Origin of the sequence: Ensifer adhaerens (assembly GCF_002007205.1) — a bacterium.
GTDB classification, from domain to species: Bacteria; Pseudomonadota; Alphaproteobacteria; order Rhizobiales; family Rhizobiaceae; genus Ensifer; species Ensifer adhaerens_D.
This window is the reverse complement of the sequence record NZ_LAZS01000001.1, coordinates 232058-257201: the sequence shown is the minus strand read 5'-3', so window position 1 is coordinate 257201 and position 25144 is coordinate 232058. Positions and strand designations below refer to the sequence as shown.

Sequence of the window (25144 nt, the reverse complement as noted above, 5' to 3'; positions counted from 1 at the left end):
CCCCGCCACGTCCAGTTACAAACGCCTGACCGTGCTCACGTTTGCGTCACCGGCAAAAAGGAGGGCAGAGAAAGCGGCCGCCCTTCAAAGACAAATGCCCCGGCATCGCTACCGGGGCATTGTCACTTTGCCGTCCTGCTTGCCCTATTCGGCGGGATGCGGCGCCGGTTCGCTCACGGCCGCCTTGCGTCGCCGGAACGACCGGAGCGCGACGTAGAAGACCGGCGTCAGGAACAGGCCGAGGAAGGTCACCCCGAGCATGCCCGAAAACACCGCGGTGCCGAGCGATTGGCGCATTTCCGCACCCGGGCCGGTCGCGATCATCAGCGGCACGACGCCGAGGATGAAGGCGAAGGCAGTCATCAGGATCGGTCGCAGGCGCAGCTGGCTCGCTTCCACCGCCGCTTCGATCGGCGTTTTTCCCTCGTCCTCGCCCTGCCGTGCGAACTCGACGATGAGGATCGCGTTCTTGGCCGCAAGGCCGATGAGAACGATGAGCCCGATCTGGGTCAGCACGTTGTTGTCGAGGCCGCGGAGGGACACACCGACCAGAGCGGAGAGCACCCCGAGCGGCACGATCAGGATGATCGCCAGCGGCAGCACCCAGCTTTCATATTGGGCCGACAGCGCCAGGAACACGAAGATGACCGACAGTGCGAAGATGAACACTGCGGTATTGCCGGTCTGGCGTTCCTGGAAGGCGAGTTCCGTCCATTCGAAGGTCGTGCCCTGCGGCAGGATCTGGGCGGCCAGCGCCTCCATCTTGTCGAGCGCCGTACCGGTCGAAACGCCGACGGCAGGATTGCCCTGGATCGGCACCGACACATACATGTTGTACCGCTGCACCAGCGTCGGGCCAGCCGTGTCGCGGATCTCGACGAGCGTACCCATCGGGACCAGCGCCCCGGTTGCCGAACGGACCTTCAGCGCAAGAATGTTGTCACGCTCGACGCGGTATTGCTGGTCCGCCTGCGCCCGCACCTGGTAGACGCGGCCGAAGGCGTTGAAGTCGTTGACGTAGGAGGTGCCGAGGTTGATCGACAACGCCTCGAAGATGTTGGGGATCGGCACGTTGAGCGTGCGCGCCTTGTCGCGGTCGATCGCCAGGAAGTATTGCGGGCTCGACGCCGAGAAGGTGGTGAAGACGCCCGTCAACCCCTCCGTCTGGTTGGCCGCACCCATCATCTGATAGGTAAGCCCCAGCGCACGTCGCATGTCCGCGCTCTGCCGGTCCATGATCTGCATCTTGAAACCGCCGGAGTTGCCGATACCGCGCACCGACGGCGGCGGAACGGCGATGATGAAGGCCTCCTGGATGCTCTGCAGGCTGCCATAGAGCTGGCCGATGATCTGGTCGGCACCCTGCCCGTGCTTCAGCCGCTCCTCGAAGCTCTCGAAGGAGGCGAAGACCACGCCCGAGTTGGAGGCGTTGGTAAAGGTCGCACCGTTGAAGCCGGCAAAGGCAACGGCACTCTTTACGCCCGGCACATCCTCGATGATCTTCGAGGCCCGCTTGACGACGGCATCGGTCCGGTCGAGCGACGCCCCGTCGGGAAGCTGGATGACGACGATCGCATAGCCCTGGTCCATGGTCGGTACGAAGCCGCGCGGCACGATCTGGGCCATGTACCAGGTGGCGCCGAGCAGACCGACGAAGACGATGAGGGCTGCGGCAAGCGCGGTCTTGGTCGAAACCAGCTTGCGCACGATCCATGCATAGCCTTCGGCCATGCGGTCGAAGCCGTTGTTGAAGCCGTTCGCCAGCGCCTTGCCGAAACGCGTCAGCGGATTGCGGCTCTCGTGATGACCGTTCTCGTGCGGCTTCAACAGGATCGCCGCCAGCGCCGGAGACAGCGTCAGCGAGTTGAAGGCGGAAATGACAGTCGCGACCGAGATCGTCACGGCGAACTGCAGGTAGAACTGCCCGGCGATGCCGGGGATGAAGGCCGTCGGCACGAAGACCGCGGTCAACACCAGCGAGATGGCGATGACGGCCGCCCCCACCTCGTCCATGGTGACGTGCGAGGCTTCGCGCGGGGTCATGCCGCGCGCGAGATTTCGCTCGACGTTCTCGACAACGACGATCGCATCGTCGACGACGATACCGATCGCCAGCACCAGGCCGAACAGCGTCAGCATGTTCAGCGAGAAGCCGAAGGCATAGAGGAAGGCAAAGGTACCGACGAGCGACACCGGGATGGCGACGATCGGGATGATCGCCGTGCGCCAGGATTGCAGGAAGACGAGAACGACAATGGCGACGAGGATCGCCGCCTCGGCGATCGTCTTGTAAACCTCGTTGATCGATTCCGAGATGAACTCGGTCGGATTATAGACGATGCGGTATTCGAGCCCTTCGGGGAAATCCCGCGAAACGTCGGTCATCACCTTCTGGATCTGCTCGGCGGCGTCGAGCGCATTGGTGCCGGGCCGCGAGAAGATGCCGAGCGCCACCGCCGGGCTGCCATCGAGATAGCTGTTGTTGACGTATTCGCGGGCACCGAGCTCGACGCGCGCGACATCCTGCAACTGCACGAGGCGGCCGCTCTCCGTCGCCTTGACGATGACGTAACGGAACTGCCGCGCATCGCTGAAGCGACCGTCGGTGGTGACGGTATACTGGAAAGCACTGTCGCCGGGGGCCGGCGGACCGCCGATCGAGCCGCCGGAGACCTGCACGTTCTGCTCGCGCAGCGCCTGCACGACGTCGCCGGCCGTCATGCCGTAGGCTGACAGTTTCTCCGGATCGAGCCAGACGCGCAGCGCATATTCGCGCTCGCCGAAGAGGATGACGTCACCGACGCCGTCGAGCCGGACGAGAAGGTCGCGGATACGCGTGCGCGCATAATTCGAGACATAGAGCTGGTCATAGCGTTCGGTCGGCGAGAGCAGATGCACGACCATCATCAGGTCGGGCGAACTCTTGGCCGTGGTGATGCCGATGCGCCGGACTTCCTCCGGCAGCCGCGGCTCGGCAATCGACACGCGATTCTGCACCAGCACCTGCGCCTGGTCGAGATCGGTACCGAGCTTGAACGTGATCGTCAGCGCCATCGAGCCGTCGGCGGTCGAATAGGAGGACATGTAGAGCATGTTCTCGACGCCGTTGATCTCCTGCTCGAGCGGGGTCGCAACGGTGTTGGCGACGGTATCGGCGTCGGCGCCGGGATAGGCGGCGCGGACGACGATCGTAGGTGGTGCGATTTCCGGATACTGGGCCACCGGAAGCTGGAAATAGGCAATGCTGCCGACAATCAACAGCACGATCGAAAGCACCGACGCGAAGATCGGCCGGTCGACGAAGAAGTGAGCAAACCTCATTGCGCAGCCCCCGTGGCTGGTGCCGCCGCGGTTGGTCCTTCGGGCGGCAACTGGATCGCCTCAGGCTTGACCTTGGTGCCCGGACGCGCCCGCATCAGGCCGTTGACGACAATGGTTTCCTCGCCGGTCATGCCCGAGCGGATGACCCGGTAGCCGTGCAGCCTCGGGCCGAGGCGAACAGGCTTCGTCACCACGGTTCCATCGCCGGTCACTTCGTAGACAATACGCTCGTTCTGGTCGGCGCCGATCGCTTCGTCCGGAATGAGAACGGCCTTGTAGGTGTTCGAGCCTTCGATCTGAACGCGGCCGAAGAGGCCGGGCTGCAATACGAGGTTCGGGTTTTCGAGACGGGCGCGCACGCGCATGGTGCCGCTCTGCGGGTCCACGCGGTTTTCGGCAAAGTCGAGCTTGCCCTTGAACGGTTCTTCATTGGAGTCGGCAATGGTGACCAGCACCTCCAGCGAGCCGCCGCCTTCCTGCAACGCGCTGCCGCGCTCGCGCGCAACCCGGGCATAGGAGAGCAACCGCCGTTCGTCGACGTCGAAGTAAAAATCGATCGGGTCGAGCGACACGATCGTCGTCAGCACGGTCTGGTCGGCCTGCACGAGGTTACCGGTCGAAAGCAAACGCCGGTCGACGCGGCCGCTGAGCGGCGCCGTGATCGTCGTGTAGTCGAGGTCGAGCTTGGCCCGCTCGACCGCCGCTTCCGAACCGCGCACCAGCGCCTGCGCCGAAAGCAGTTCCCGGCGATGGTCGTCGAGCGTGGAGACCGAAAGCGTGCCGGTACCCGTCAGCGACTGCGTCCGCTTGAACTGGGACTCGGCGAATTCCAGCGTCGAGCGCGCCGATTCCAGCGTCGACTCGGCCTGGGAGAGAGCGGTCCGATACGGACGTTGGTCGATGACGAAGAGCTTGTCGCCCTTCTTCACCAAAGCGCCGTCGGTGAAATTGATCTCGTCGAGATAGCCACCGATGCGGGCGCGAACCTGCACCTCGTCGACGGGCTCGAAGCGACCGATGAACTCGTCGCTGTCGATGACATCCCGCACGACCGGTTTGGCGACGGTCACAACCGGCAACTGCGCGTCCTGCGCATGGGCACCGATTGCGGAAAGAAGGGAAAGTGAAGCGCCGACGATCATCGGCAAATGCCACTGAGACAACATGCATGCCCTCCGAATGCACTTTGGATCACGGGAGCCGGCCAATCGCCCACACCTCCGCAATCACCTTGATTATTTCAGAGCGGGGCCTGTGCGCAAAACAGCCGCATTACCCGTCCCGCTCCGCACAAATCCTCGGACCGGCAGCGATCCAAGGGGCAAAGTTACACAAGCAATCAATGATACAGCGCCTTTCGCCCTTCGGCCCGCGAACGCTGTCAGGTCAAAATCGCCGGCTGCAGGCAATGGCCCGTGAGGCGGCGACAACAGTACATGCCCGCAATCCAGGACTGCGGACACCATTCATTCTGCTAAAACCCACGAATAATCACGCCCCGGCCCGGCGTGATTTCGCGATAACCTGCCATCATTTGATGGGGTTGTCACCTTGAAAAAAATCAATTCCGATAAGGCGATACGGGAGCGCCAAAGGTGCTCGCCCTGACCTCAGGACCAGAAATCGGGGATCGTTTCCGCCAGTCTCGGACCGAGGCGCAGCGGCGCGATCTTTTCGGCAAGCCCGGTCCGGTCGGAAATCTCGACACCGAGGCCGCAGATGGTGGCAGGACCCGAGGCTGCCTCGAAGCGCCCCTTCGGCATCTTCGAGATGAAGCGGTTGAGCGGCTCTTCCTTGTCCATGCCGAGCGAGGAATCGTAGTCTCCGCACATGCCGGCATCGCTCATATAGGCGGTGCCGCCGTTGAGGATCTGGTGGTCGGCGGTCGGCACATGGGTGTGCGTTCCGACGACGAGGCTGGCGCGACCGTCGACGAAATGGCCGAAGCACTGCTTCTCGCTGGTCGCCTCCGCATGGAAGTCGAAAACGATCGCGTCCGCCTGCTCGCCGAGCGGGCAGGCATCGAGGATCGCCTCGGCGGTCTTGAAGGGATCATCGAGCTCCGGATGCATGAAGACCCGGCCCATGACATTGGCGACCAGCACGCGGGCACCATTGCGGGCGAAGTAGAGGTTGGAGCCACGACCGGGCGTGCCGGCCGGATAGTTGGCCGGGCGCAGGAACTGGTCGTGCCGCTCGCAGAAGACGACGGCCTCCTTCTGGTCCCAGACGTGATTGCCGGTCGTCACCACGTCGGCGCCGGCGTTGATCGTCTCGAGGAAGATGTCTTCGGTAATGCCGAAGCCGCCGGCAGCGTTCTCGCCGTTGACGATGACGAAATCGAGCTTGAGGTCGCCGATCAGTCCCGGAAGCCGCTCCCAGACCGCCGTGCGGCCCGTCTTGCCCACCATATCTCCCAGAAACAGAAGCCTCATGCTCGCTCAGATCCCACCAGGGCAGTTCCGGCGGAAGCGCGTCAGCGATCGTTGCGGCCGGACCTGCGTAAAACAAAGAGGTAGAGCGTCTACACGATCGCAGCGCTGCTGGAAACGTCTTAGATCGGCTTCAAGGAAATCGAGAGGACGGCGGACTTTGGGGTCGGACTGCCTCAACCATAGAATGGCAGTCCCGCTTACCGGTGTCCGCAATGATCTAGAAGTGCCGGAAACCGCTTTCGGTCAGCACCGCGTCCAGCGCCACGTCGTGCGGTTCGGCCGGCACGGCGTCAACTTCCTGGCAGTCGAAGGCGATGCCGATCAGCTTCGGCAGGTGCCCCTTGTTGCGCAGCCGATCGATGGCCCGGTCGTAGTAGCCGGCACCGTAACCGATCCGGTGGCCGGTCGCGTCGAAGGCCGAAAGCGGCACGAGCATGATATCCGGGTCGAGCACCGGCGCCTCGGGGCTAGGTCCGGTCGTGCCGAAGCCGGTGGCGATAATGTCGATGCCATCGAGCAACTCGCGAAAGACGATCGTCTGCTTGTCCATGATGACGGGCAGGCAGAGCCGGGCGCCCCGCTGCTTCAGCCGCGCCATCAGCGGCCGGATGTCGACCTCGGAGCGGATCGGCCAGAATCCGGAAACAATGTGCCCCGGATCGAGCGCGATGACGTCGCCCGCGTGATCGGCCATGGTCAGGCTCGCCTCGATTCTGAACTCAGCGGGCATCGCATCGCGCAATGCCAGCCGCTCCTTGCGCAGCGCCGCCTTCAAATCCTTCGGTGACATCGTGCCTCCCCTGCCTCATGCCATCGTCGCGGACAAAATTTCTTCCCGAAATGGCACAGCCTGTCACTTTCTCGCCGATTCCTCGCTCGATCGCCAGCCTATATACCCGATAGCACTGTCATGCGTTCACCCGCATCGCCGCTTTTGCCGCGGTTTGCGACAGCAGTGCCGGCGCCTTCCCGGTTCGGCACAGGATTAGCGTTCCGTTCATCATGGGCGATGGTTCCGCTTTCGCGGATTGGCGACCGCATGCAAATAAGGACGCGATTTCAAATAATTAGCAGGAACTAATTCCCGTGTTCGATGTATGGACGCGCTCCTGCAGGCAGCAGTGGAAAAGCCGACGTCCATGAAGGACCAGATGAAAGAACTCGACCCGTTGGAACTGCGTTGCCTGACGCTCGCCGCCCGCGGGCGCACGCGCCAGGACATGATGCGCGAGACCGATATTCCGCTCGACCGGATCGACCGGGCGCTGGAGGACGCCATGCGCAAGCTGCAGGCCGGCAATCTGGCCGAAGCCGTCTTTCGGGCCGCAAGGCTCGATCTCATCTCTTGAGGAACAGGTCGGCCGGGCTGCTTACAGCATCCAGTGCGACCGATAGACGGCCTCCCGCAACATTCGTTCCCGCTGCCGGAAGTCGAAGGCCTCCGGTGGGATCCCGGCATCGCGAAGCAGCCGCGGCTTGGCCGTCGGCACCTCGTCGGGCGCCTCGGCAAACAGCAACTTGGCCGCCCATTGCCTTGCCCTGCGCCTGGCGGCTGCGAATGTGTCGGAAAAGGCGAGAACGGCAAGCACGCTCATGGGAACAACTCGGCGCAAGATGATCGACCGGGCGATTTTCGCCCTCGCATTGACATCTGGCAAACGAATTGCAAGCATGACTGTCATCAGAAAATCTGATGGGTAATGCCATGGTTCTTCCCCTCGACAGCGATCTGCTCAGAACCTTTCTCGCGGTTGTCGATACCAACAGCGTCACGCGCGCCGCAGACATCGTCGGGCGGACCCAATCAGCCGTCAGCATGCAGATCCGGAAGCTTGAGGATGTGCTCGGAGATGCCCTGTTCGAGCGCCATTCGCGCGGCGTCGTCCTGACGCCGCAGGGGCTGCGGCTCGTCGACAATGCAAGGCGCATCGTGACCCTGCTCGACGACACCGCCGCCGCCCTGCGCCAGCCCGCGCTCGACGGCGCAGTGCGCATCGGCATTCCCGAGGAATACATCAATTCCACCTTGCCGAAAGCGCTCGGCAGTTTCGCCGCCATCCACCCCGGCGTCGAAGTAACCGTGCAGCAGGGCGCGTCGATGACCAATGTCGCGGCACTGGAAGCGGGCGAGATCGACCTTGCCGTCGTCTTCGAGCCCGGCGGAAAGACGAGGAACGAAGTGCTGATGATGGATCCGACCGTCTGGGTGACATCGGAGCAGCATCGTACCGACGAGCGCCGCCCGGTGCCGATCGCGACCTATACCTATCTCGAAGGCGGCTGGTGCGACGACCTCGCCCAGCGCAATTTGAGGAAATGCCGCATCGATAACCGCGTCGCCTATGTCAGCCGCACCAGCGGCGGCCTGATGGCGGCGGTGGTTTCCGGCCTTGCCATCGCGCCTCTTGCCCGCAGCAGCATTCCGGCCGGCTGCCGCGAACTGACCGCCGATGACGGCTACACCGTGATCGACCATTCGAATGTCGTGCTGCGGATTTCAAAGGCTGGAAGCGGCAAGGACCGGATCGTCGAGGCCATGGCCGACGCCATCCGCCGGGCCTTCGCCGGGGATTGATCGACCAGCGGGAAAGAGGAAGAAGTGCGATCCACGACGACCGATGGATAGTTTACGATCCCGGGTGCCTACAAAGTAGGTGGGCGCCATGTGTCCGAACCCACGGGTCCGAACAGGGACAGCTCCCTTAGGATCGAGTATGGCCCCGGGGATTGTGGTTCCTGTCGGGAAGCGCAGACCGCAACCGATATATAAAGTGTCTCGGTGCTTCGCGCCAGTGGCTCGCCGACGAAACCTTGTCAGCTCGACGGCGTTGTCGGGCGGCCGTTCAGCTTGGCGGCGATGCCGTGGATCTGCTGCGTCACTTCGCTCAGCGCCGAGGCCAGCGCTTCTTCGTTCTTCAGCTGATCCGAAAGTGCGGCATCGCGACCGTCCGTCAGGTTTCCGACCTCGGCTTCGAGGTTCTTCAGCCGGCGGTTGACCTCGCTGAGCTCGTCCATGACCATGATGCCGGCCATGACGGTCAGGCGCAGATCGCCGATCTCGCCAAACTGGCTCTTGAGGTGTCCGACATACTGATCGAAATTGGTGGCAAGCTCGATCAGATGATCTTCCTGCCCTTCCTCGCAGGCCATGCGATAGGCCTTGCCGTCGATCGAAACTGTCACCTGCGCCATGTCGCTTGTTCCTAGCGGTCGAGCACCGCCCGAATGGTTTCCATCGCCGTCACGAGGCGACGGGAAACCTCGCGGTTGACCTCCTCGAGCCGGTTTGCCCGGAACTGCGACTGGTCGAGCTCCTGCGCCAGCCGCGACCGGTCGGTGTTGACGCGTCGCACCTCGCCCTCGAACTCGCTGAAGTCCCGCTCCCTGTCAAACCGACCGTCGATCGCATTCTCCAGGGATTGCACTGCATTTCGCAGTTCGTCGATCGCCGCTTTGACAGTCTTTGCCGGCATGTGTTCCGAATACCTCGCCCATGAGGCCGAATCGCCCGAATCCCGTCCGCCGCTTCGGCTCGATCTTTTTTAAACCTATTACGTAAGTCTCAACAATGCCAAGTACAGCAAACAACAGCGGAAGCTGTGGATGGATTGCGTAGCCGGCTTTCCTCAACGGCAGTGCGATAGGCTTGTTGCATTGCGGGACGGGGCCGACGCGACCTGCCGTCAAATGGCCGCGGAAGGCCCGTATTTGTTGACTCGCACGGCGCACCTGCTATGTGTCAGCCGCTTCTTGCGCGGTCTTTGGAGGATAGAGACCGTTCCCTGACCACCGAACGCAAACGGAACAGTCATGATCTCTCGCGAAAAACACGACCGGATGGCAAATGCGATCCGTTTCCTCTCCATGGATGCCGTCGAGAAGGCAAATTCCGGCCACCCTGGCCTGCCCATGGGTGCAGCCGACATAGCGACAGTCCTCTTTACGCGCTATCTGAGCTTTGACCCCAAGAACCCCTCCTGGCCGAACCGCGACCGCTTCGTGCTGTCGGCCGGCCACGGCTCGATGCTGCTTTACTCGCTGCTCTATTTGACGGGCTACGAAGACATCACCATCGACGAGATCAAGAACTTCCGCCAGCTCGGCGCCCGCACCGCCGGCCACCCGGAATACGGCCATGCCGCCGGCATCGAGACGACCACCGGTCCGCTCGGCCAGGGCATTGCCAATGCCGTCGGCATGGCGATCGCCGAGCGCAAGCTGCGTGACGAATTCGGCTCCGAGCTGATGGAGCACTACACCTACGTGCTCGCCGGTGACGGCTGCCTCATGGAAGGCATCAGCCAGGAAGCGATTTCGCTCGCCGGCCACCTGAAGCTCAACAAGCTGATCGTCTTCTGGGACGACAACAACATCTCGATCGACGGCCCGATCTCGATCGCCGACTCGACCGACCAGCACGCCCGCTTCCGCGCCAGCAACTGGAACACCATTGCCGTCGACGGCCATGATCCGGACGCGATCGCCGCTGCGATCGATCAGGCCCAGAAGTCCGACAAGCCGACGATGATCGCGGCTAAGACGACGATCGGCTTCGGCGCACCGAACAAGGCCGGCACCCACAAGGTCCACGGCTCGCCGCTCGGCGCCGAGGAAATCGCCGCGACGCGCGAGGCGCTCGGCTGGGAATCCGAAGCCTTCGTCGTTCCCTCGGACGTGCTCGACGCCTGGCGTCTTGCCGGCCTGCGCTCGACCAAGTCGCGCAAGGAGTGGGAAGAGCGTCTTGAAAAGAGCGATGCCGAGAAGAAGGCCCAGTTCGTTCGCCGCTTCTCCGGCGAGCTCGAAGGCCGCCTCTCGTCTGCCATCGACGACTACAAGAAGAAGCTCGCCGAGACCAAGCCGTCGCCGGCAACCCGCAAGGCTTCCGAAGACGCGCTCGAAGTCATCAACGGCGTTCTTGCCGAAACCATCGGCGGCTCGGCCGACCTGACCGGCTCGAACAACACCAAGACGAGCCAGACCAAGTCGATCACGCCGGACGATTTCTCCGGTCGTTACATCCACTACGGCGTGCGCGAGCACGGCATGGCCGCTGCCATGAACGGCATGGCGCTGCACGGCGGCGTCATCCCCTATTCCGGCGGCTTCCTGATCTTCTCGGACTATTGCCGTCCGTCGATCCGCCTTGCCGCGCTGATGGGCATCCGCGTCATCCACGTGCTGACGCATGATTCCATCGGCCTCGGAGAAGACGGTCCGACGCACCAGCCGGTCGAGCACATGGCAGCGCTGCGCGCCATCCCGAACCTCCTGATGTTCCGCCCGGCCGACGCCACGGAAACGGCGGAGTGCTGGCAGCTGGCGCTCGAAAGCCACAACCGTCCGTCCGGTATCGCGCTCACCCGCCAGAACCTGATGGCGGTCCGCACCGAGTATGAGGAAGAGAACCTCTGCGCCCACGGCGCCTACGATCTCATCTCGGCCGCCGACGCCAAGGTCACGATCTTCGCCACCGGCTCGGAAGTCGAGATCGCCGTCAAGGCCTGCCAGACGCTGACCGCCAAGGGCATCTCGACCCGCGTCGTCTCCGTTCCCTGCTTCGAGCTTTTTGCCGAACAGAGCGAAGACTACCAGCAGGCGATCATCGGCAACTCGCCGGTCAAGATCGCCGTCGAAGCCGGCATCCGCCAGGGCTGGGATCACTTCATCGGCAGCGACGGCACCTTCATCGGCATGTCGTCCTTCGGTGCCTCCGGTCCCTACAAGGAGCTTTACAAGCATTTCGGCATCACGCCCGAGGCGGTGGTTGCCGCTGCTGAAGCGAAGCTCGCCTGATCAATCTGCGGGGCGCGCCGAAAGGTGCGCCCCGCTTTTTTTCGTACCACGTCATACAGACAGGGAGAGACCCCATGACAGTGAAAGTCGCCATCAACGGTTTTGGCCGCATCGGCCGCAACGTGCTCCGCGCGATCGTCGAATCCGGCCGCACCGACATCGAAGTCGTTGCGATCAACGATCTCGGCCCCGTTGAGACCAACGCTCACCTGCTGCGCTATGACTCGATCCACGGTCGTTTCCCGGCCGAGGTCAAGGTCGAAGGCGACACGATCACCATCAACGGCGGCAAGCCGATCAAGGTGACCGCGATCAAGGATCCGGCAACGCTGCCGCACAAGGAACTCGGCATCGACATCGCGATGGAATGCACCGGCATCTTCACCGCGCGCGACAAGGCTGCAGCCCACCTGACCGCCGGCGCCAAGCGCGTCATCGTCTCGGCCCCGGCCGACGGCGCCGACCTGACGGTCGTCTACGGCGTCAACCACGACCAGCTGACCAAGGACCACCTGGTCATCTCCAACGCGTCGTGCACGACGAACTGCCTGGTTCCGGTCGTCAAGGTCCTGAACGATACCATCGGCATCAATCACGGCTTCATGACCACGATCCACTCCTACACCAACGACCAGCCGTCGCTCGACCAGATGCACAAGGATCTGTACCGCGCCCGCGCTGCCGCTCTGTCGATGATCCCGACCTCGACCGGCGCTGCCAAGGCCGTCGGCCTGGTTCTGCCGGAACTGAAGGGCAAGCTCGACGGCACGTCGATCCGCGTTCCGACCCCGAACGTCTCGGTCGTCGACTTCAAGTTCGTCGCCAAGCGCAACACCTCGGTCGAGGAAATCACCAACGCCATCAAGGCCGCCTCCAACGGCGCGCTGAAGGGCGTTCTCGGCTACACGGAAGAGCCGCTCGTTTCGCGCGACTTCAACCATGACAGCCACTCCTCGATCTTCGCGATCGACCAGACCAAGGTCGTCGAGGGCAACTTCGTGCGTATCCTCACCTGGTACGACAACGAGTGGGGCTTCTCGAACCGCATGGCCGACACGGCGGTCGCGTTCGCCAAGCTCATCTAAGACAGATGTTTCGCGCCCTCTCCTCAACGACGGTCCGCTGGCGTCCGCTGGAAGGGGAAGGGCTCGAACACCTGACACTGACGAAAATCGAAACAACCGACGGCGCGGTCATCCGCGCCGTCGGCGTTCTGATCGGCAGCCGCGGCGGCACACCCTATGGCGTGCGCTACCGGATCGACTGTGACGACGGCTGGCACGTTCGCAAGCTGATGGTCGACACCACCGATGGCCGCAGCCTGCATCTGCGCTCGGATCTTCCCGGCCAGTGGCTGACGGCGCGAGGCCTCCCCCTCCCCGAGTTCGACGGCTGCATCGATATCGATCTTGCCGGCACGCCCTTCACCAACACGCTGCCGATCCGGCGCCTCAAGCTCGACCGCCAGTCCGGCATCGCTAGGCTGAAGATGCTTTACGTGCCGTTCGACACGTTCGAACCCGTGGTCGACGGCCAGCACTACACCTGCCTCGATGATTTCAGGCTCTATCGCTACGAGGCCGAGGACCGCAGCTTTACGGCGGACCTGCCCGTGGACGAGGACGGCCTCGTCATCGACTATCCCACCCTTTTCCAGAGACTATCACCGGAGACTATCTGATGACTTTCAAGACCCTCGACGATCTGACCGACATCGCCGGCATGCGCGTGCTGGTGCGCGTCGACCTCAACGTTCCGGTCAAGGACGGCGTGGTGACGGACGCGACCCGCATCGAGCGCGTCGCACCGACCATCCGCGAATTGTCCGAGAAGGGCGCCAAGGTCATCCTGCTTGCCCACTTCGGCCGTCCGAAGGGTGAGCCGGTCGCCGACATGTCGCTGAAGACGATCGCGCCGGCCGTCGAAGACGTGCTCGACCAGCGCGTCCATTTCGCCGCCGATTGCATCGGCGACAAGGCGAAGAACGCCATTGCCGAAATGAGCGACGGCGACGTGCTGCTCTTGGAAAACACCCGCTTCCACAAGGGCGAGGAAAAGAACGAAGCCGAGTTCGTCAAGGCGCTCGCCGCCAACGGCGACATCTATGTCAACGACGCCTTCTCGGCCGCGCACCGCGCCCATGCCTCGACCGAGGGCCTTGCCCATCACCTGCCGGCCTATGCCGGCCGCACCATGCAGGCCGAACTCGAAGCGCTCGAAAAGGGCCTCGGCCAACCGAAGCGGCCCGTCGTCGCCATCGTCGGCGGCGCCAAGGTCTCGACCAAGATCGACCTGTTGCAGAACCTCGTGACCAAGGTCGATGCGCTCGTCATCGGCGGCGGCATGGCCAACACCTTCATCGCCGCCAAGGGCGTCAATGTCGGCAAGTCGCTCTGCGAGCATGACCTCGCCGAGACCGCCAAGGCGATCATCGCCGCTGCCGACAAGGCCGGCTGCGCCATCGTGCTGCCGGATGACGGCGTCATTGCCCGCGAGTTCAAGGCCGGTGCCGACAACGAAGTGGTCGACATCAATGCGATCCCGGCCGATGCCATGGTTCTCGACGTCGGCCCGAAGTCGATCGCTGCCGTCAACGACTGGATCTCGAAGGCCGAGACGCTCGTCTGGAACGGCCCGCTCGGCGCATTCGAAATCGCTCCCTTCGACAAGGCGACCGTTGCCGTTGCCAAGCATGCGGCCGCCCGCACCCGCCAGGGCTCGCTGGTCTCGGTTGCCGGCGGTGGCGATACGGTTGCGGCGCTCAACCATGCCGAAGTCGCCGACGATTTCAGCTATGTCTCGACCGCCGGCGGCGCGTTCCTCGAGTGGATGGAAGGCAAGCCGCTTCCGGGCGTCGACATCCTCAAGCAGAAGTAAGTCACGGAAGTGGCGCGCGGGACATGTCCCGCGCGCCACATAGCAAGAAAAAATCTCATTTATTCAAACGATTAAAAAATTTTAAATCGTTTCAGTCGCTTTTCCTGCCATTTTCCTGGACAATTTCTGCCGTTACTCGCGCCCTCGTCCGGAGCGTGGCGGTCCCCTTGCGGACCGTCGGTCTCGAAGCTGTTTCAGTGTTCGCCTGATCCTTGGTGATCGGCGCTGTCTAGGGAGAAGAAGCATGACGGAAAGATTGGAAGACATCGCTGTCGCCATGGTCGCCAACGGCCGGGGGTTGCTCGCGGCAGACGAGTCCACCGCAACGATCAAGAAGCGCTTCGATACGATCGGTCTCGAATCCACCGAGACCTCCAGGCGCGATTACCGCGAGATGTTGCTGCGCGCCGACAAGGCGATACGCAAGTACATCTCCGGCGTCATCCTTTATGAAGAAACCCTGTTCCAGCATGCGGTCGATGGCACGCCGCTTGTCGACATCATCCGCGCCGCCGGCTCGATCCCCGGCATCAAGGTCGACGCCGGCGCCAAGCCGATGACCAATTTCCCGGCAGAAACGATCACCGAAGGCCTCGACGGCCTTGCCCAGCGGCTCGCCAGATATCACGAGGCGGGCGCGCGCTTTGCCAAGTGGCGCGGCGTCATCTCCGTCTCCGACACCCTGCCGACCGCCGGTGCCGTTCGCGCCAACGCCCATGCGCTCGCCCGCTATGCCGCCCTTTGCCAGGACGCCGGCATCGTGCCGATCGTCGAGCCGGAAGTGCTGATGGACGGCGCGCCGGGCGACCATTCGATTGACCGGTCGGAACATGTGACGGAGTGGACGCTGCGGACCACCTTCGAGGAACTGGCTGAAATGCGCGTCAAGCTCGAAGGCATGATCCTGAAGCCGAGCATGGTGATCGACGGCAAGAAGGCCCGCAATGCCTCCGTCGCCGAAGTGGCCGAGCGCACCATCCGGGTGCTGAAGCGCACGGTGCCTTCGGCCGTGCCCGGCATCGCCTTCCTCTCCGGCGGCCAATCGACCGAGGAGGCGACCGCCCACCTATCGGCGATGAACGCCAGCCACGACCTGCCGTGGAAGCTCACCTTCTCCTATGGCCGCGCGCTGCAGCAGGAAGCGCTGAATGCCTGGCACGGCAAGGCCGACAACATCGGCGCCGGCCAGCGAGCCTTCTCGCATCGCGCCGAGATGTGCAGCCTTGCGGCCAAGGGCGCCTGGAAGAAGGATCTCGAGAAGGCCGCCTGAAACAAGCCCTGTCGACAAAGGACAAAGGGGCCGCGACCGGCCCCTTTTCTGTTCATTGGCGGGGCAGCTTCTCGAAGCTTCCACGCAACCGGCCGAGCCACGAGTTACAGGCCCGCTGCGATCGAACTTGTCACGGAGACAAGTTGCAGCCTTTGCCCTCTGGAGAGGCTGGCTTAAGCCTTGGCTTTGCAGCCAACTCCAGTGAAAGCCGAGGCCATGACCGCTCCCCGATCCGTCGCCTACGTTACCGTCGACGTCTTTACGTCAGAGCGTTTTGCCGGCAACCAGTTGGCCGTCATTCCAGATGCGTGCGGCTTGAGCGATAGCCAGATGCAGGCGATCGCGACCGAATTCGGCTATTCCGAAGTCACCTTCGTTTTGCCGCCGCGCAATCCCGCCAACACGGCGGAAGTCCGGATCTTCACGCCGACGACGGAAATCCCCTTTGCCGGCCACCCCAATGTCGGCACCGCCTTCGTGCTCGGCCGGCAGAAGGAAATCTTCGGCCGCGCGCCCGGCGACACCCTGCGCTTCGAGGAAAAGGCGGGGCTGATCGAGGCGACATTGCTGCGGGAGAAGGGCGAGGTTACCGGCTCCACCATTGTCGTTCCGCGCGGCTTGACCGTCGGCCCTGAAATCGACACCGACACCATCGCTGCCTGCGCGTCGCTCGCGCCTGAAGCCGTCAGCAGACGCGTGCATGCGCCGACCCGGCTTTCCGTCGGGCTGCCCTTCGCCGTCGCCGAAATCAAGGATGTCGCGACGCTGTCGTCCGCCCAACCCAATGTCACCGCCTTCCAGGCGGCCAATGCGCGCTACAAACCCGAGGAAGACAGTTTCAGCCTGTTCCTCTACGCTCGCTCGGCAGAGGCGCCATGGCAGATCCGGGCGCGCATGTTTGCGCCACTCGACAATGTCAACGAGGACCCGGCAACCGGCAGCGCCTCGGCAGCGCTTTCCGCCTATCTCGTCTCGCTCGTCCCGGACGAGGATATCGAAGTCGAGATCATCATCGAGCAGGGTGTGGAGATGGGTCGCCGCAGCCTCATCGGCGCGCATGTCCGAAAGCAGGGTGGCGTCGTTCGGAACGTCAGCCTCTCCGGCCATTGCGTCAGCGCCATGCGCGGGCTGATCGACCTCTAGCCTTTCCGCCGCCGCTCAGGCGCGGTCGGCTTCAGGCAGGAGCTTCAGAATATCGGCGAACATATCCTGCCATTCGGCGTCGTCCATCTCGACGAAGCCGAAGCCGCGCAGCAGAAAGACGCCTTCGCTCGCCAGAAAGGCGAGCCGCGCCCTGCGCCCCTCCTCCGTCGACAGATCGAGACCGTCGAGGCGGGCGCGATACCAGGCACGGTTCTTGGCCATGTGCTCCTCGCGCTGAAGCAGTGCGGCCATCATGCCGGATGTGCGGGCATTGTCGGCGGTGTTCATCCGGGCGGTCACCGACGCATGGGCGCGCATCGCCTTCACAGGATCGGGATCGTCGCCGCCCTCGGCCGCGACCGCCGCGTCGAACTCGTTGAACCAGCGCTCCATCATCGCGTCGATCAGGCCGTCCTTGTTGCCGAAGCAATATTGCACGCCGCCCTTGGTGATGCCGGAAGCCTTGGCGACGGCATCGATCGTCAGGCCGGCCGCGCCGACGGAATTCACGACCGCCTCCGCCGCGTCCAAAACCTTGTCCCGATCGATCGTTCGTCGCCGTCCCATCTTGACTTCCTATTTCAAATCCATACGTACGTATTCAAATAACCAATGACCCTGATTTAAACAAGGCCCAGCCCCATTTCCCAGTGGCGGCCACCGAGGTGTACCATGCTCCCGCAAAATCGCTGGCTCATTTTGGCCATAGTATCGAGCGCGCTCTTTCTGATCGTCGTCGACATGACGGTGCTCTATACCGCCCTGCCCCGCCTGACCCATGACCTCGGCGCCACCGCGTCGGAGAAACTCTGGATCGTCAACGCCTATGCCCTGGTTGTCGCCGGCCTGCTGCCCGGCCTCGGCACGCTCGGCGACCGGCTCGGTCACAAGAAGCCCTTTATCGTCGGCCTTGTCGTCTTCGGCATCGCCTCGCTGATCGCCGCCTATGCGCCGACACCGGCGATCCTGATCGGCGGTCGCGTCCTGCTCGCCGTCGGCGCCGCCCTCATGATGCCGGCGACGCTGTCGATCATTCGGCTCACCTTCACCGACGAGCGCGAACGGGCGCTGGCGATCGGCGTCTGGGCGGCCATTGCTTCCGGCGGCGCCGCGATCGGCCCGGTCCTCGGCGGCTTCCTGCTCGAGTACTTCTGGTGGGGCTCGGTCTTCCTCATCAACGTGCCGGTCGTCGCGATCGCGCTCCTGCTGGGCCTCATCGTGCTGCCTAACAATGCCGGCAATCCGAAACATCCCTGGGATGCGATCGGTTCGCTGCAGATCATGGTCGGCCTCATCGGCCTTGCCTATGCCGTCAAGGAAACGAGCAAGCGCGAGCCGTCGCTGGAGGCGGGCCTTGCCGCTGCAGTAGTCGGCGCGATCGCGCTCTTTCTTTTCGTGCGTCGCCAGCGCCGGAGCCCGCATCCGCTGATCGATTTCAGCCTCTTCCGCAACGCCGCCTTTTCCTCCGGCGTCGCCGCGGCGCTGGTGGCATCCGCCTCGATCGTCGGCATCGAACTGGTGCTGAGCCAGCAGCTGCAGTTGGTCGAAGGCTTTTCCCCGCTCGAGGCCGGCTTCTTCATCCTGCCGATCCCGCTTGCCGCTTTCGTCGCTGGTCCGCTGACCGGCACCCTTTTGCCGCGCCTCGGAGCCGAGGTGGTGCTGCGCTCGGGCCTCATCCTCTCCGCGCTCGGTCTCGGCGGCTACCTGCTCGTCCATGAGACCGGCGCGATCGCCCAGATCGTCAGCCTCGTCGTTCTCGGCCTCGGCATCGGTGCGTCCATGACCGCCGCCTCCAGCGCCATCATGTTCAACGCTCCGCCGGAACGCGCCGGCATGGCAGCATCGATCGAGGAGGTCTCGTTCGAACTCGGCGGCGCGATCGGCATTGCCGTTCTCGGTACCGTCATGTCGATCGTCTACACCGCCTTCCTCGTCCTGCCGGAAGGTGCTGCGATCTCGCCGATGGCGCGCGACAGCCTCGACGAGGCCTTGCTTCTCGCCGAGAAGCTGCCGGCGGATATGGCGAGCGAGCTGGTGACCCGCGCCCGCCTCGCCTTCGAAGGAGCATTTACCGCGGTCGTGATCGTGGCGACGGCCATGCTGTTCGTGACCGGGGCGGCCATCTGGTGGCTGACGGCCGGGCGCAGCAGCGCCCCTGAGGGATCGCGCCAGGCGAGCCACCATTAACCGCGAACTGCCGGACGGAAGCCACTGCCCGGCGGTTCAGCGCAAGCCCGCCTCGCATTTCGCGATCGCCTCGACCATCGCCTGGAAGCGAACATGGTAGCGAACCGCGTCGAGGTCGGAATCCTGCTTGAACCAGAGCAGCTGGTAGCACGAACTCTGCGGCAACAAGGTTTCGAGAAGATCGAGCGCCGCGTCGATATCGCCGAGGATGCAGTAGACGCAGGCGGTGTTGTAGCGGGCGACCACGTCGTCGGGATCGATCGCCAGTGCCCGCGCCGCCCATTCCCGCGCGCGGTCGGCCTCGCCCATATGGGCAAGCGCCAGTGCGCCACGATGCGCCGGGCCCGAGTTCTCCGGATTGAGCTCCAGCGCCCGCTCCGCCCGGGCAATCCCGATGCGCGCCCACTGCGTGCGTTCGGTATCCCTGCCGAGGGTGCGATAGGCGCTCATCAGGTGGATCGGCGACAGATAGTCGTCCGGCCGGATGTCGGCGGCGCGCTTGAAGAACTGGATCGCCATTTCGAACGCGCCCTGCATGAACAGGAAGCGGCCATAGTGGAAGTTCGCCTCGTAAAGCCCTGCATCCAGCGCCAGCGCCCGCTCGAACTCCGCAACCGCTTCCTCGCACTGGCCGTCCTGATGCAGCACGAGACCGCGGGACGCATGCGCCTCCGCCAGGTCCGGATCGAGCGCCAACGCCCTGTCCGTCATCGACAGGATGCCTTGCAGCGGGAACTCGTCCTCGTGCCAGTCACGCAGCGCCGACTCGCAATCAGCAATGCCGGCATAGGCGCGGGCGAAATCCGGATCGAGCTCCACCGCCTTCATGAACATGCGCCGCGCGAGCAGGAGATAGGAGCGCGTCCAGGCATGCGAAAATTGCCGGCCGCGCAGATAGTAGGTATAGGCCTCGACGCTTGTGGTCGGGTCGCTTTCGATCGCCCGCCTCTCCGCCGGCAACAGCTTGATCTTGAGCTGGTCGACGATGGCGTGGGTGATTTCGTCCTGAATGGCGAAGATATCGGTCAGGTCCCGGTCGTAGCGGTCCGCCCAGAGATGCGTGCCGGTGAGCGCGTCGATCAGCTGGCCGGTGATGCGCACCCGCGCGCCCGCCTTGCGCACGCTGCCCTCGAGGATGTAGCGGACGCCCAGTTCCTGGGCCACCTGCTTCACCTTCACCGACCGCCCCTTGTAGGTGAACACCGTGTTGCGGGCGACAACGTGCAGCTTCGAGATCTTCGAGAGATCGGTGATGATGTCTTCGGTGATGCCGTCGGAGAAATACTCCTGCTCCGGATCATGGCTCATATTGGTGAAGGGAAGTACGCCGACCGAGAGCCCGTAGCCATCGTCGAGCACCACCGGACACGATCCGTTCGGTGCCGACGCGACCTTGGTCGGCGCGCCGAGCGCAACCGAATAGACGTGAACCCCGGCGGCGATGTTCTTCAGCGTGTGCTCGCCCTTGTCGATGAAACCGACATCCAGGCGTGACCCGACATGATCGCGCACGGAGGCGGAGACGGCGATGCCGGATGGCTCGGCCAAGCCCTCGAGGCGCGCCGCCACATTGACGCCGTCACCGAAGATGTCGCCGTCTTCGACGATGATGTCGCCGAGATGCACCCCGATCCTGAGCTCGATGCGCGTCTGCGGCGACACGCTTTCGTTGCGGATGAGCATGCCGCGCTGAATGTCGACGGCGCAGGCGACCGCGTGCACCACGCTCGCGAATTCGACCAGGATGCCGTCGCCCGTGAGCTTGACGATGCGTCCCTTGTGGCGGCTGATTTTCGGATCGACGAGTTCGCTCTTGTGCCGTTTCATCGCAGCCAGCGTGCCGGTCTCGTCAGCGCCGATCAGGCGACTGTACCCCACGACATCGGCAGCGAGAATGGCAGCAAGCCGGCGTTCCAAGAAACCCTCGAAGTCATCTCCCGAATGAGGTTCGCACTTTAGCGCTTTCTTTCCCATCTGTCCTGCGCCCTTTTCTGGTTGAAACGTCAGGTTTCGCAACCAAGGTAGCGGTGGGCCGGCAGCGATGGAGTTCCAAAGGTAACGGGGGCGTTGCGTCGCAGGTAACGGCGTCAGGGGCGGATCAGCACCGTCACCATCATCATCACGATGGCGAAGACCGCGATCTTCCAGAAATCGCGACGGTGGCGCAGCCCCGGAATACCGATCGGCCAGATGAGCTGAACGGCCATGATCAGAAGCAGAAAAAGGGCGATCGCCTTCTGCATGTTGCCCTCGTCTACCGGGAGGCTGCCTCGACCGGCGAAGCGTTCGCAACACCGGCACTGTTCGTCGCACGCAGCACCGTCTCTCCCAAGGACTAGCGATACGTTGCGCATGGCAAAAAGGGCTAGTGTTTCCGCGGGCGATTTGCAATGACCGGCCGCCGCATGTTGCGTCATTCGTCATCGATCGAAGGACAAAACCTGCGGCAACGCCAGCCGCTGCAATCAGAAACCGGCTGGCATTTCGCGGGGCACCGCCCTAACTTGCTGACGGCAGAACGAATTTCGGATGAATGATGAGAAAGAACCTGCTCCCGGTCGCCGCCCTCCTGCTCGGCACGCTGTTTCTCTTTCTGGGCAATGGTCTGCAGGGACTTCTTCTTCCCGTGCGCGGTACCGCTGAAGGCTATCCCACCACCATCCTCGGCCTGATCGGCACGTCCTGGGCCGCCGGCTTCGTTCTCGGCTGCTTCCTTGCGCCCACCGTTGTCAAGCGTATCGGCCACGTGCGCGCCTTCAGCGTCTTTGCTTCGCTGATCGCCATCGTCGCACTCCTGACCGGTATTCTGATCGATCCGACCTGGTGGTTGATCCTTAGAGCGCTGACTGGCTTTTCCACCGCCGGCACCTCGATGATCATCGAAAGCTGGCTGAACGAGCGCGCGACCAACGAAAGCCGCGGCGTCATCTTCTCGCTCTATATCGCCATCACACTCTTCGGCGTTGTCGGCGGCCAGATGATGATCCCCTTCGGCGATACGTCGACCAGCATCTTCTTCATGATCTGCGGCATTCTCTACTGCGTCGCCATGCTGCCGACGCTTCTGTCCAATGCCGCCTCACCTCAACCGTTGAAGAAGGTGAGCCTCGACCTGCGTGGCCTCTACAAGAACTCGCCGGTCTCCTTCCTCGGCATCCTGCTTGTCGGCATCGCCAACGGCGCCTTCGGTACGCTCGGCGCCGTCTTCGGTCGCCAGGCCGGCCTTTCCGACAGCACCGTGGCCGCCATGATGAGCGTGGCGATCTTTGCCGGCGCCGTCATGCAATTGCCGGCCGGTCGCCTCTCCGATCGCATCGACCGACGCTACGTCCTTGCCGCCCTTGCCGGCATCGGCGCTGTCGCTGGCCTGCTGATCTTCCTGATCGAGCCGAGCCAGGTGTGGATCGTGCTGACGCTGATCGCGATCTACGGCGCTGCGGCCAATGCGCTCTATCCGATCGCCGTGTCGCACGCCAACGACTTCGCGACGGCGGAGGATTTCGTCAAGGTGTCCGGCGGCCTGCTGCTGCTCTATGGTATCGGCACCATCATCGGCCCGACGATCGGCGGTCCGGTCATGACCGCGGCCGGCCCCTACGGCCTGTTCATGATCACCGCCTGCGCCCATATCCTGATCACGGCCTATGCCATTATCCGCAGCCGGATGCGCGCGCCGGTCCCGGTCTCCGACCGCGACGCCTTCTCGCCGGTCAACGCCGGTGCGCCGACGACGCCGGAAAGCCTGCAGCTTTCGCCACGCGCAGCACCGTTTGACGAAACACGCAACGAACCAGACAAAGGTCCGGAATGGGAGGATCAGTCCGATGAGCCTGTTTGACGACGATCGGCCACAGAAGAAGGTGGCCCACGAAATTGGCAGTGACCTCGCTCTGTTGTCAGTCGACGAACTGACGCAGCGCATCGCACTTCTGACCGAGGAGATCGCCAGGCTGGAGGCGGAGCGGACACGCAAATCCGCCAGCCGCTCGGCAGCCGAGAACCTGTTTCGCTGACCCGGCGGCGCAAGCTCGCACCGCAGCAAAACGGAGCGCGTTTAACGCGACATTAAGCATTATCTGCGATTGTCTGATCATCCGGAGCTTTCCGGTTTCAGACAATTTCTCCGACTGGCGAACGGGTCTGATTTTTCTCCCTGTTTTACCTTGAGAGCCGCTTTCCGCGGCTCTTTTTTTGTTTCGGCATAGGTTTATCTAAAGAACTGTGGAGATTAACCCTTTCTTAAGAATACCCTTGCGCGAAATGCGCTATCGGATCATTCTTCAAGCATAGAGGCGGGCAAGGATTTATTTCCCATAACCGCCCACCACCTGACTGTCGTGATGCGTTTGAACCAGGGAAAAAACAGATCATGTCCGAGAGAGGATTGAATACGGTCAGTTTCGCAGGACACGCGGCGTCCTCGGCACAATTCAAGACGCTCTATTCGGAAGGCATGGGACTGGTCGAGGAAACGGCCACCTATCTCGACGGAGCCGGCCGTGCCGCTTCCAAGGTCCTGCCGCGCATGGCATCGGTTCTCTATGCGGCCGAATCCATGCGGCTCACCACCCGCCTGATGCAGATGGCCTCCTGGCTGCTCCTGCAGCGCGCCGTCAACAACGGCGAGATGAGCCGCGACCAGGTGATGTCGGAAAAGAGCAAGGTGCGCCTCGACAGCTTCAACGTCGACAAGTCCGCTCCCGGCTGGGCCGAACTGCCGGAATCCTTCCGCGACCTGATCGAGCGCTCGCTACGCCTGCAGAACCGCGTCGCCCTGCTCGACCGCGAAATCTATCGCCCGAACGAAGCGGCCGCGATCGTCCCGGACAACCAGAACGGCGTCAAGGCGCAGATCAAGCTGCTGCAGACGGCCTTCGGAACCAACTGAGATCGACCAAGCGATCCACGGAATTCATGAAACCCGCCGTACAGTCCGGCGGGTTTCGCTTTTGTGAGCGTGGGCCCGCGGGGCTTCGCCCATCCCCATGCCTTCGTTTCGATTGAGCCAATGCAGCATCGGACGTGATCCATGATACTGACCGAAGGCGACCTTTCGCCCTTCCGTGATGCAAACGGCTGGGCTCATCTCCCTCCCCTCCCGGAAATTTTCGAACGAAATCCCGAGATGCTGCCGGCATACGCGCGACGTGTTGCTCTGCCCGACAGCTTGCTGACGCCGACGCACAATGTGTTCGAAGGCGACTGGCATGCTCCTGGGGACGTCAGGGGACATCGGGAGACGCTTCAGGCCATTCCGGTTCTCGCGTTCAGAAAGCGCGTCCCGGTCTTGAGCCCCGCTTTGACCTGGTACGGCCTGATCCATCAATGCTCGGGATTTTATTGCCAGCAGATGAGAATGGTCGCGGCGCGCCTTCGCCCCAGACCCGAGATTGCTTTATCCTTGGATGCCATTGTCCGAGAATATTATGATGCGGATGCCGGCCTCCTTCACCACGACAATCTGCGCGCTTCGCAGATCGTCGACTATGTAAGGACGCTGGAGCGCCTTGGCCTGAACTGTGAGACGTCTTGGCGGAACCTCACCGAGGCAGCTTTCCCATCGATGCGACGCAGGAAAATCTTGATCTCGTCGCGGAGGGTGCACCGCTACTCAGCGCCATCGCCGACTGGTCCGACGAGCCGCACCACGAAGCCGTTATCCTGCTCCTTGCCTGGAACAGCGACTGAGCGCCGATCCCGTAACGGCTTCCCTGCGCGGCGCAATGGCACACGCTTCGCCGGGCGCACGCGCCAGGACCAAAACGGCAAAAAGCCCGGGCCGAGGACCCAGGCTTTCGAAATGCCGAAGAGGCGTTCGATTAGAGGCCGAGGCCTTCGAAGCGCTTCTTGAACTTGGAGACGCGGCCGCCGCGGTCCATGAGCTGCTGGTTGCCGCCGGTCCAGGCCGGGTGCGACTTGGGGTCGATTTCCAGGTTCATGGTGGCGCCTTCCGAACCCCAGGTCGAGCGGGTTTCGTATTCGGTGCCGTCGGTCATGACAACCTTGATGACGTGGTAATCGGGATGGATGTCTGCCTTCATAACGATCTTCCTAGAGTTCCAGGGTCCAATTGTCGCAAGGCATTGCGACTTCGAGACCGAACACGTAAATGAAGCCG

The 25144-nt window shown here is 63.2% G+C and carries 25 protein-coding genes and 1 other RNA gene; 14 read left to right on the top strand and 12 right to left on the bottom strand.

Going from position 1 to position 25144, the window contains the following annotated elements:
- Positions 1-144 precede the first annotated feature (144 nt).
- The 4 genes from XB14_RS01150 to XB14_RS01135 form a co-directional block, all read right to left on the bottom strand.
- Positions 145-3321 (bottom strand): efflux RND transporter permease subunit, encoded by a 3177-nt coding sequence (locus XB14_RS01150; protein WP_077959786.1) that lies wholly within the window; start codon positions 3319-3321, stop codon positions 145-147.
- Positions 3318-4487 carry an efflux RND transporter periplasmic adaptor subunit gene (locus XB14_RS01145; RefSeq protein WP_077959785.1) on the bottom strand — a complete coding sequence of 390 codons (1170 nt, stop codon included), beginning with the start codon at positions 4485-4487 and terminating at the stop codon, positions 3318-3320. Before XB14_RS01145 ends, XB14_RS01150 begins: the two co-directional genes overlap by 4 nt.
- Before the next feature lie 444 nt (positions 4488-4931).
- Positions 4932-5756, bottom strand: a complete 825-nt coding sequence (locus tag XB14_RS01140) for a TIGR00282 family metallophosphoesterase (protein ID WP_077959784.1) — start codon at positions 5754-5756, stop codon at positions 4932-4934.
- A gap of 217 nt (positions 5757-5973) precedes the next feature.
- Positions 5974-6546 (bottom strand): 5-formyltetrahydrofolate cyclo-ligase, encoded by a 573-nt coding sequence (locus XB14_RS01135; RefSeq protein WP_077959783.1) that lies wholly within the window; start codon positions 6544-6546, stop codon positions 5974-5976.
- 361 nt (positions 6547-6907) lie between these two features.
- Here XB14_RS01135 and XB14_RS01130 point away from each other — a divergent pair, with 361 nt between their 5' ends.
- Positions 6908-7105 (top strand): transcriptional regulator, encoded by a 198-nt coding sequence (locus XB14_RS01130; protein WP_234803928.1) that lies wholly within the window; start codon positions 6908-6910, stop codon positions 7103-7105.
- A 21-nt stretch (positions 7106-7126) separates the two neighbouring features.
- Here the strand turns inward: XB14_RS01130 and XB14_RS01125 are convergent, their stop codons facing one another.
- Complete coding sequence (locus tag XB14_RS01125) at positions 7127-7351, bottom strand: hypothetical protein (protein WP_143348173.1); 225 nt, start codon at positions 7349-7351, stop codon at positions 7127-7129.
- A 98-nt stretch (positions 7352-7449) separates the two neighbouring features.
- Here XB14_RS01125 and XB14_RS01120 point away from each other — a divergent pair, with 98 nt between their 5' ends.
- Complete coding sequence (locus XB14_RS01120) at positions 7450-8331, top strand: LysR family transcriptional regulator (RefSeq protein WP_234803926.1); 882 nt, start codon at positions 7450-7452, stop codon at positions 8329-8331.
- Between the two features lie 24 nt (positions 8332-8355).
- Here the strand turns inward: XB14_RS01120 and ssrS are convergent.
- The 3 genes from ssrS to XB14_RS01105 all read right to left on the bottom strand — a co-directional run bounded on the left by ssrS (position 8356) and on the right by XB14_RS01105 (position 9229).
- Positions 8356-8514, bottom strand: a non-coding RNA gene (gene ssrS, locus XB14_RS01115) — 6S RNA.
- 56 nt (positions 8515-8570) lie between these two features.
- Complete coding sequence (locus XB14_RS01110) at positions 8571-8948, bottom strand: cell division protein ZapA (RefSeq protein WP_077959781.1); 378 nt, start codon at positions 8946-8948, stop codon at positions 8571-8573.
- Between the two features lie 11 nt (positions 8949-8959).
- A complete protein-coding gene (locus XB14_RS01105; protein ID WP_034806184.1) occupies positions 8960-9229 on the bottom strand; it encodes a DUF4164 domain-containing protein in 270 nt (89 codons plus the stop codon).
- 337 nt (positions 9230-9566) lie between these two features.
- Between XB14_RS01105 and tkt the strand changes: the two genes are divergently transcribed.
- The 6 genes from tkt to XB14_RS01075 all read left to right on the top strand — a co-directional run bounded on the left by tkt (position 9567) and on the right by XB14_RS01075 (position 16839).
- Positions 9567-11549: a transketolase gene (tkt, locus tag XB14_RS01100; protein WP_077959780.1), complete on the top strand. Its 1983-nt coding sequence runs from the start codon at positions 9567-9569 to the stop codon at positions 11547-11549.
- Between the two features lie 74 nt (positions 11550-11623).
- Positions 11624-12634 (top strand): type I glyceraldehyde-3-phosphate dehydrogenase, encoded by a 1011-nt coding sequence (gene gap, locus XB14_RS01095; RefSeq protein WP_077959779.1) that lies wholly within the window; start codon positions 11624-11626, stop codon positions 12632-12634.
- A 5-nt stretch (positions 12635-12639) separates the two neighbouring features.
- On the top strand, positions 12640-13230 hold the full coding sequence (locus XB14_RS01090) for a putative glycolipid-binding domain-containing protein (RefSeq protein WP_077959778.1): 591 nt from the start codon (positions 12640-12642) through the stop codon (positions 13228-13230).
- Complete coding sequence (locus XB14_RS01085; RefSeq protein WP_077959777.1) at positions 13230-14426, top strand: phosphoglycerate kinase; 1197 nt, start codon at positions 13230-13232, stop codon at positions 14424-14426. The genes XB14_RS01090 and XB14_RS01085 overlap by 1 nt, the downstream gene beginning before the upstream one ends.
- A 244-nt stretch (positions 14427-14670) precedes the next feature.
- Positions 14671-15696, top strand: a complete 1026-nt coding sequence (locus tag XB14_RS01080) for a class I fructose-bisphosphate aldolase (RefSeq protein ID WP_077959776.1) — start codon at positions 14671-14673, stop codon at positions 15694-15696.
- A gap of 216 nt (positions 15697-15912) precedes the next feature.
- Complete coding sequence (locus XB14_RS01075; RefSeq protein WP_077959893.1) at positions 15913-16839, top strand: PhzF family phenazine biosynthesis protein; 927 nt, start codon at positions 15913-15915, stop codon at positions 16837-16839.
- A gap of 15 nt (positions 16840-16854) precedes the next feature.
- Here XB14_RS01075 and XB14_RS01070 read toward each other — a convergent pair whose 3' ends face one another.
- A complete protein-coding gene (locus XB14_RS01070) occupies positions 16855-17406 on the bottom strand; it encodes a TetR/AcrR family transcriptional regulator (protein ID WP_077959775.1) in 552 nt (183 codons plus the stop codon).
- A 105-nt stretch (positions 17407-17511) separates the two neighbouring features.
- On the opposite strand from XB14_RS01070, the gene XB14_RS01065 reads away from it, so the two are divergent.
- The gene (locus XB14_RS01065; protein ID WP_077959774.1) at positions 17512-19026 is read left to right on the top strand and encodes an MFS transporter; all 1515 of its coding nucleotides are present in this window, start codon (positions 17512-17514) and stop codon (positions 19024-19026) included.
- A gap of 36 nt (positions 19027-19062) precedes the next feature.
- On the opposite strand, the gene XB14_RS01060 is transcribed toward XB14_RS01065, so the two are convergent.
- Together XB14_RS01060 and XB14_RS33030 are read right to left on the bottom strand one after the other, a co-directional pair.
- Positions 19063-20943 carry a TPR end-of-group domain-containing protein gene (locus XB14_RS01060; RefSeq protein ID WP_077959773.1) on the bottom strand — a complete coding sequence of 627 codons (1881 nt, stop codon included), beginning with the start codon at positions 20941-20943 and terminating at the stop codon, positions 19063-19065.
- A 170-nt stretch (positions 20944-21113) separates the two neighbouring features.
- Positions 21114-21269, bottom strand: coding sequence for a hypothetical protein (locus tag XB14_RS33030; protein WP_179119508.1), 156 nt, complete (start codon positions 21267-21269; stop codon positions 21114-21116).
- Positions 21270-21416: 147 nt separating this feature from the next.
- Here XB14_RS33030 and XB14_RS33025 point away from each other — a divergent pair, with 147 nt between their 5' ends.
- The 5 genes from XB14_RS33025 to XB14_RS33020 all read left to right on the top strand — a co-directional run bounded on the left by XB14_RS33025 (position 21417) and on the right by XB14_RS33020 (position 24714).
- Positions 21417-21563: a hypothetical protein gene (locus XB14_RS33025; RefSeq protein ID WP_179119507.1), complete on the top strand. Its 147-nt coding sequence runs from the start codon at positions 21417-21419 to the stop codon at positions 21561-21563.
- Positions 21563-22864, top strand: a complete 1302-nt coding sequence (locus XB14_RS01055) for an MFS transporter (protein WP_077959772.1) — start codon at positions 21563-21565, stop codon at positions 22862-22864. The genes XB14_RS33025 and XB14_RS01055 overlap by 1 nt, the downstream gene beginning before the upstream one ends.
- Positions 22851-23039, top strand: coding sequence for a DUF1192 domain-containing protein (locus tag XB14_RS01050; RefSeq protein WP_077959771.1), 189 nt, complete (start codon positions 22851-22853; stop codon positions 23037-23039). The genes XB14_RS01055 and XB14_RS01050 overlap by 14 nt, the downstream gene beginning before the upstream one ends.
- Before the next feature lie 356 nt (positions 23040-23395).
- A complete protein-coding gene (locus XB14_RS01045; protein WP_077959770.1) occupies positions 23396-23914 on the top strand; it encodes a DUF1465 family protein in 519 nt (172 codons plus the stop codon).
- Positions 23915-24555: 641 nt separating this feature from the next.
- A complete protein-coding gene (locus XB14_RS33020; protein WP_179119506.1) occupies positions 24556-24714 on the top strand; it encodes a hypothetical protein in 159 nt (52 codons plus the stop codon).
- Positions 24715-24845: 131 nt separating this feature from the next.
- Here XB14_RS33020 and rpmE read toward each other — a convergent pair whose 3' ends face one another.
- Positions 24846-25067, bottom strand: coding sequence for a 50S ribosomal protein L31 (gene rpmE / locus XB14_RS01040; RefSeq protein WP_034806140.1), 222 nt, complete (start codon positions 25065-25067; stop codon positions 24846-24848).
- Positions 25068-25144 lie beyond the last annotated feature (77 nt).

What these genes read in the sequence shown, in the direction of transcription:
- XB14_RS01150 (WP_077959786.1), bottom strand. Translation starts at nt 3,321, where the DNA reads ATGAGGTTTGCTCACTTCTTCGTCGACCGGCCGATCTTCGCGTCGGTG.
- XB14_RS01145 (WP_077959785.1), bottom strand. Translation starts at nt 4,487, where the DNA reads ATGTTGTCTCAGTGGCATTTGCCGATGATCGTCGGCGCTTCACTTTCC.
- XB14_RS01140 (WP_077959784.1), bottom strand. Translation starts at nt 5,756, where the DNA reads ATGAGGCTTCTGTTTCTGGGAGATATGGTGGGCAAGACGGGCCGCACG.
- XB14_RS01135 (WP_077959783.1), bottom strand. Translation starts at nt 6,546, where the DNA reads ATGTCACCGAAGGATTTGAAGGCGGCGCTGCGCAAGGAGCGGCTGGCA.
- XB14_RS01130 (WP_234803928.1), top strand. Translation starts at nt 6,908, where the DNA reads ATGAAAGAACTCGACCCGTTGGAACTGCGTTGCCTGACGCTCGCCGCC.
- XB14_RS01125 (WP_143348173.1), bottom strand. Translation starts at nt 7,351, where the DNA reads ATGAGCGTGCTTGCCGTTCTCGCCTTTTCCGACACATTCGCAGCCGCC.
- XB14_RS01120 (WP_234803926.1), top strand. Translation starts at nt 7,450, where the DNA reads ATGGGTAATGCCATGGTTCTTCCCCTCGACAGCGATCTGCTCAGAACC.
- XB14_RS01110 (WP_077959781.1), bottom strand. Translation starts at nt 8,948, where the DNA reads ATGGCGCAGGTGACAGTTTCGATCGACGGCAAGGCCTATCGCATGGCC.
- XB14_RS01105 (WP_034806184.1), bottom strand. Translation starts at nt 9,229, where the DNA reads ATGCCGGCAAAGACTGTCAAAGCGGCGATCGACGAACTGCGAAATGCA.
- tkt (WP_077959780.1), top strand. Translation starts at nt 9,567, where the DNA reads ATGATCTCTCGCGAAAAACACGACCGGATGGCAAATGCGATCCGTTTC.
- gap (WP_077959779.1), top strand. Translation starts at nt 11,624, where the DNA reads ATGACAGTGAAAGTCGCCATCAACGGTTTTGGCCGCATCGGCCGCAAC.
- XB14_RS01090 (WP_077959778.1), top strand. Translation starts at nt 12,640, where the DNA reads ATGTTTCGCGCCCTCTCCTCAACGACGGTCCGCTGGCGTCCGCTGGAA.
- XB14_RS01085 (WP_077959777.1), top strand. Translation starts at nt 13,230, where the DNA reads ATGACTTTCAAGACCCTCGACGATCTGACCGACATCGCCGGCATGCGC.
- XB14_RS01080 (WP_077959776.1), top strand. Translation starts at nt 14,671, where the DNA reads ATGACGGAAAGATTGGAAGACATCGCTGTCGCCATGGTCGCCAACGGC.
- XB14_RS01075 (WP_077959893.1), top strand. Translation starts at nt 15,913, where the DNA reads ATGACCGCTCCCCGATCCGTCGCCTACGTTACCGTCGACGTCTTTACG.
- XB14_RS01070 (WP_077959775.1), bottom strand. Translation starts at nt 17,406, where the DNA reads ATGGGACGGCGACGAACGATCGATCGGGACAAGGTTTTGGACGCGGCG.
- XB14_RS01065 (WP_077959774.1), top strand. Translation starts at nt 17,512, where the DNA reads ATGCTCCCGCAAAATCGCTGGCTCATTTTGGCCATAGTATCGAGCGCG.
- XB14_RS33030 (WP_179119508.1), bottom strand. Translation starts at nt 21,269, where the DNA reads ATGCAGAAGGCGATCGCCCTTTTTCTGCTTCTGATCATGGCCGTTCAG.
- XB14_RS33025 (WP_179119507.1), top strand. Translation starts at nt 21,417, where the DNA reads ATGACCGGCCGCCGCATGTTGCGTCATTCGTCATCGATCGAAGGACAA.
- XB14_RS01055 (WP_077959772.1), top strand. Translation starts at nt 21,563, where the DNA reads ATGAGAAAGAACCTGCTCCCGGTCGCCGCCCTCCTGCTCGGCACGCTG.
- XB14_RS01050 (WP_077959771.1), top strand. Translation starts at nt 22,851, where the DNA reads ATGAGCCTGTTTGACGACGATCGGCCACAGAAGAAGGTGGCCCACGAA.
- XB14_RS01045 (WP_077959770.1), top strand. Translation starts at nt 23,396, where the DNA reads ATGTCCGAGAGAGGATTGAATACGGTCAGTTTCGCAGGACACGCGGCG.
- rpmE (WP_034806140.1), bottom strand. Translation starts at nt 25,067, where the DNA reads ATGAAGGCAGACATCCATCCCGATTACCACGTCATCAAGGTTGTCATG.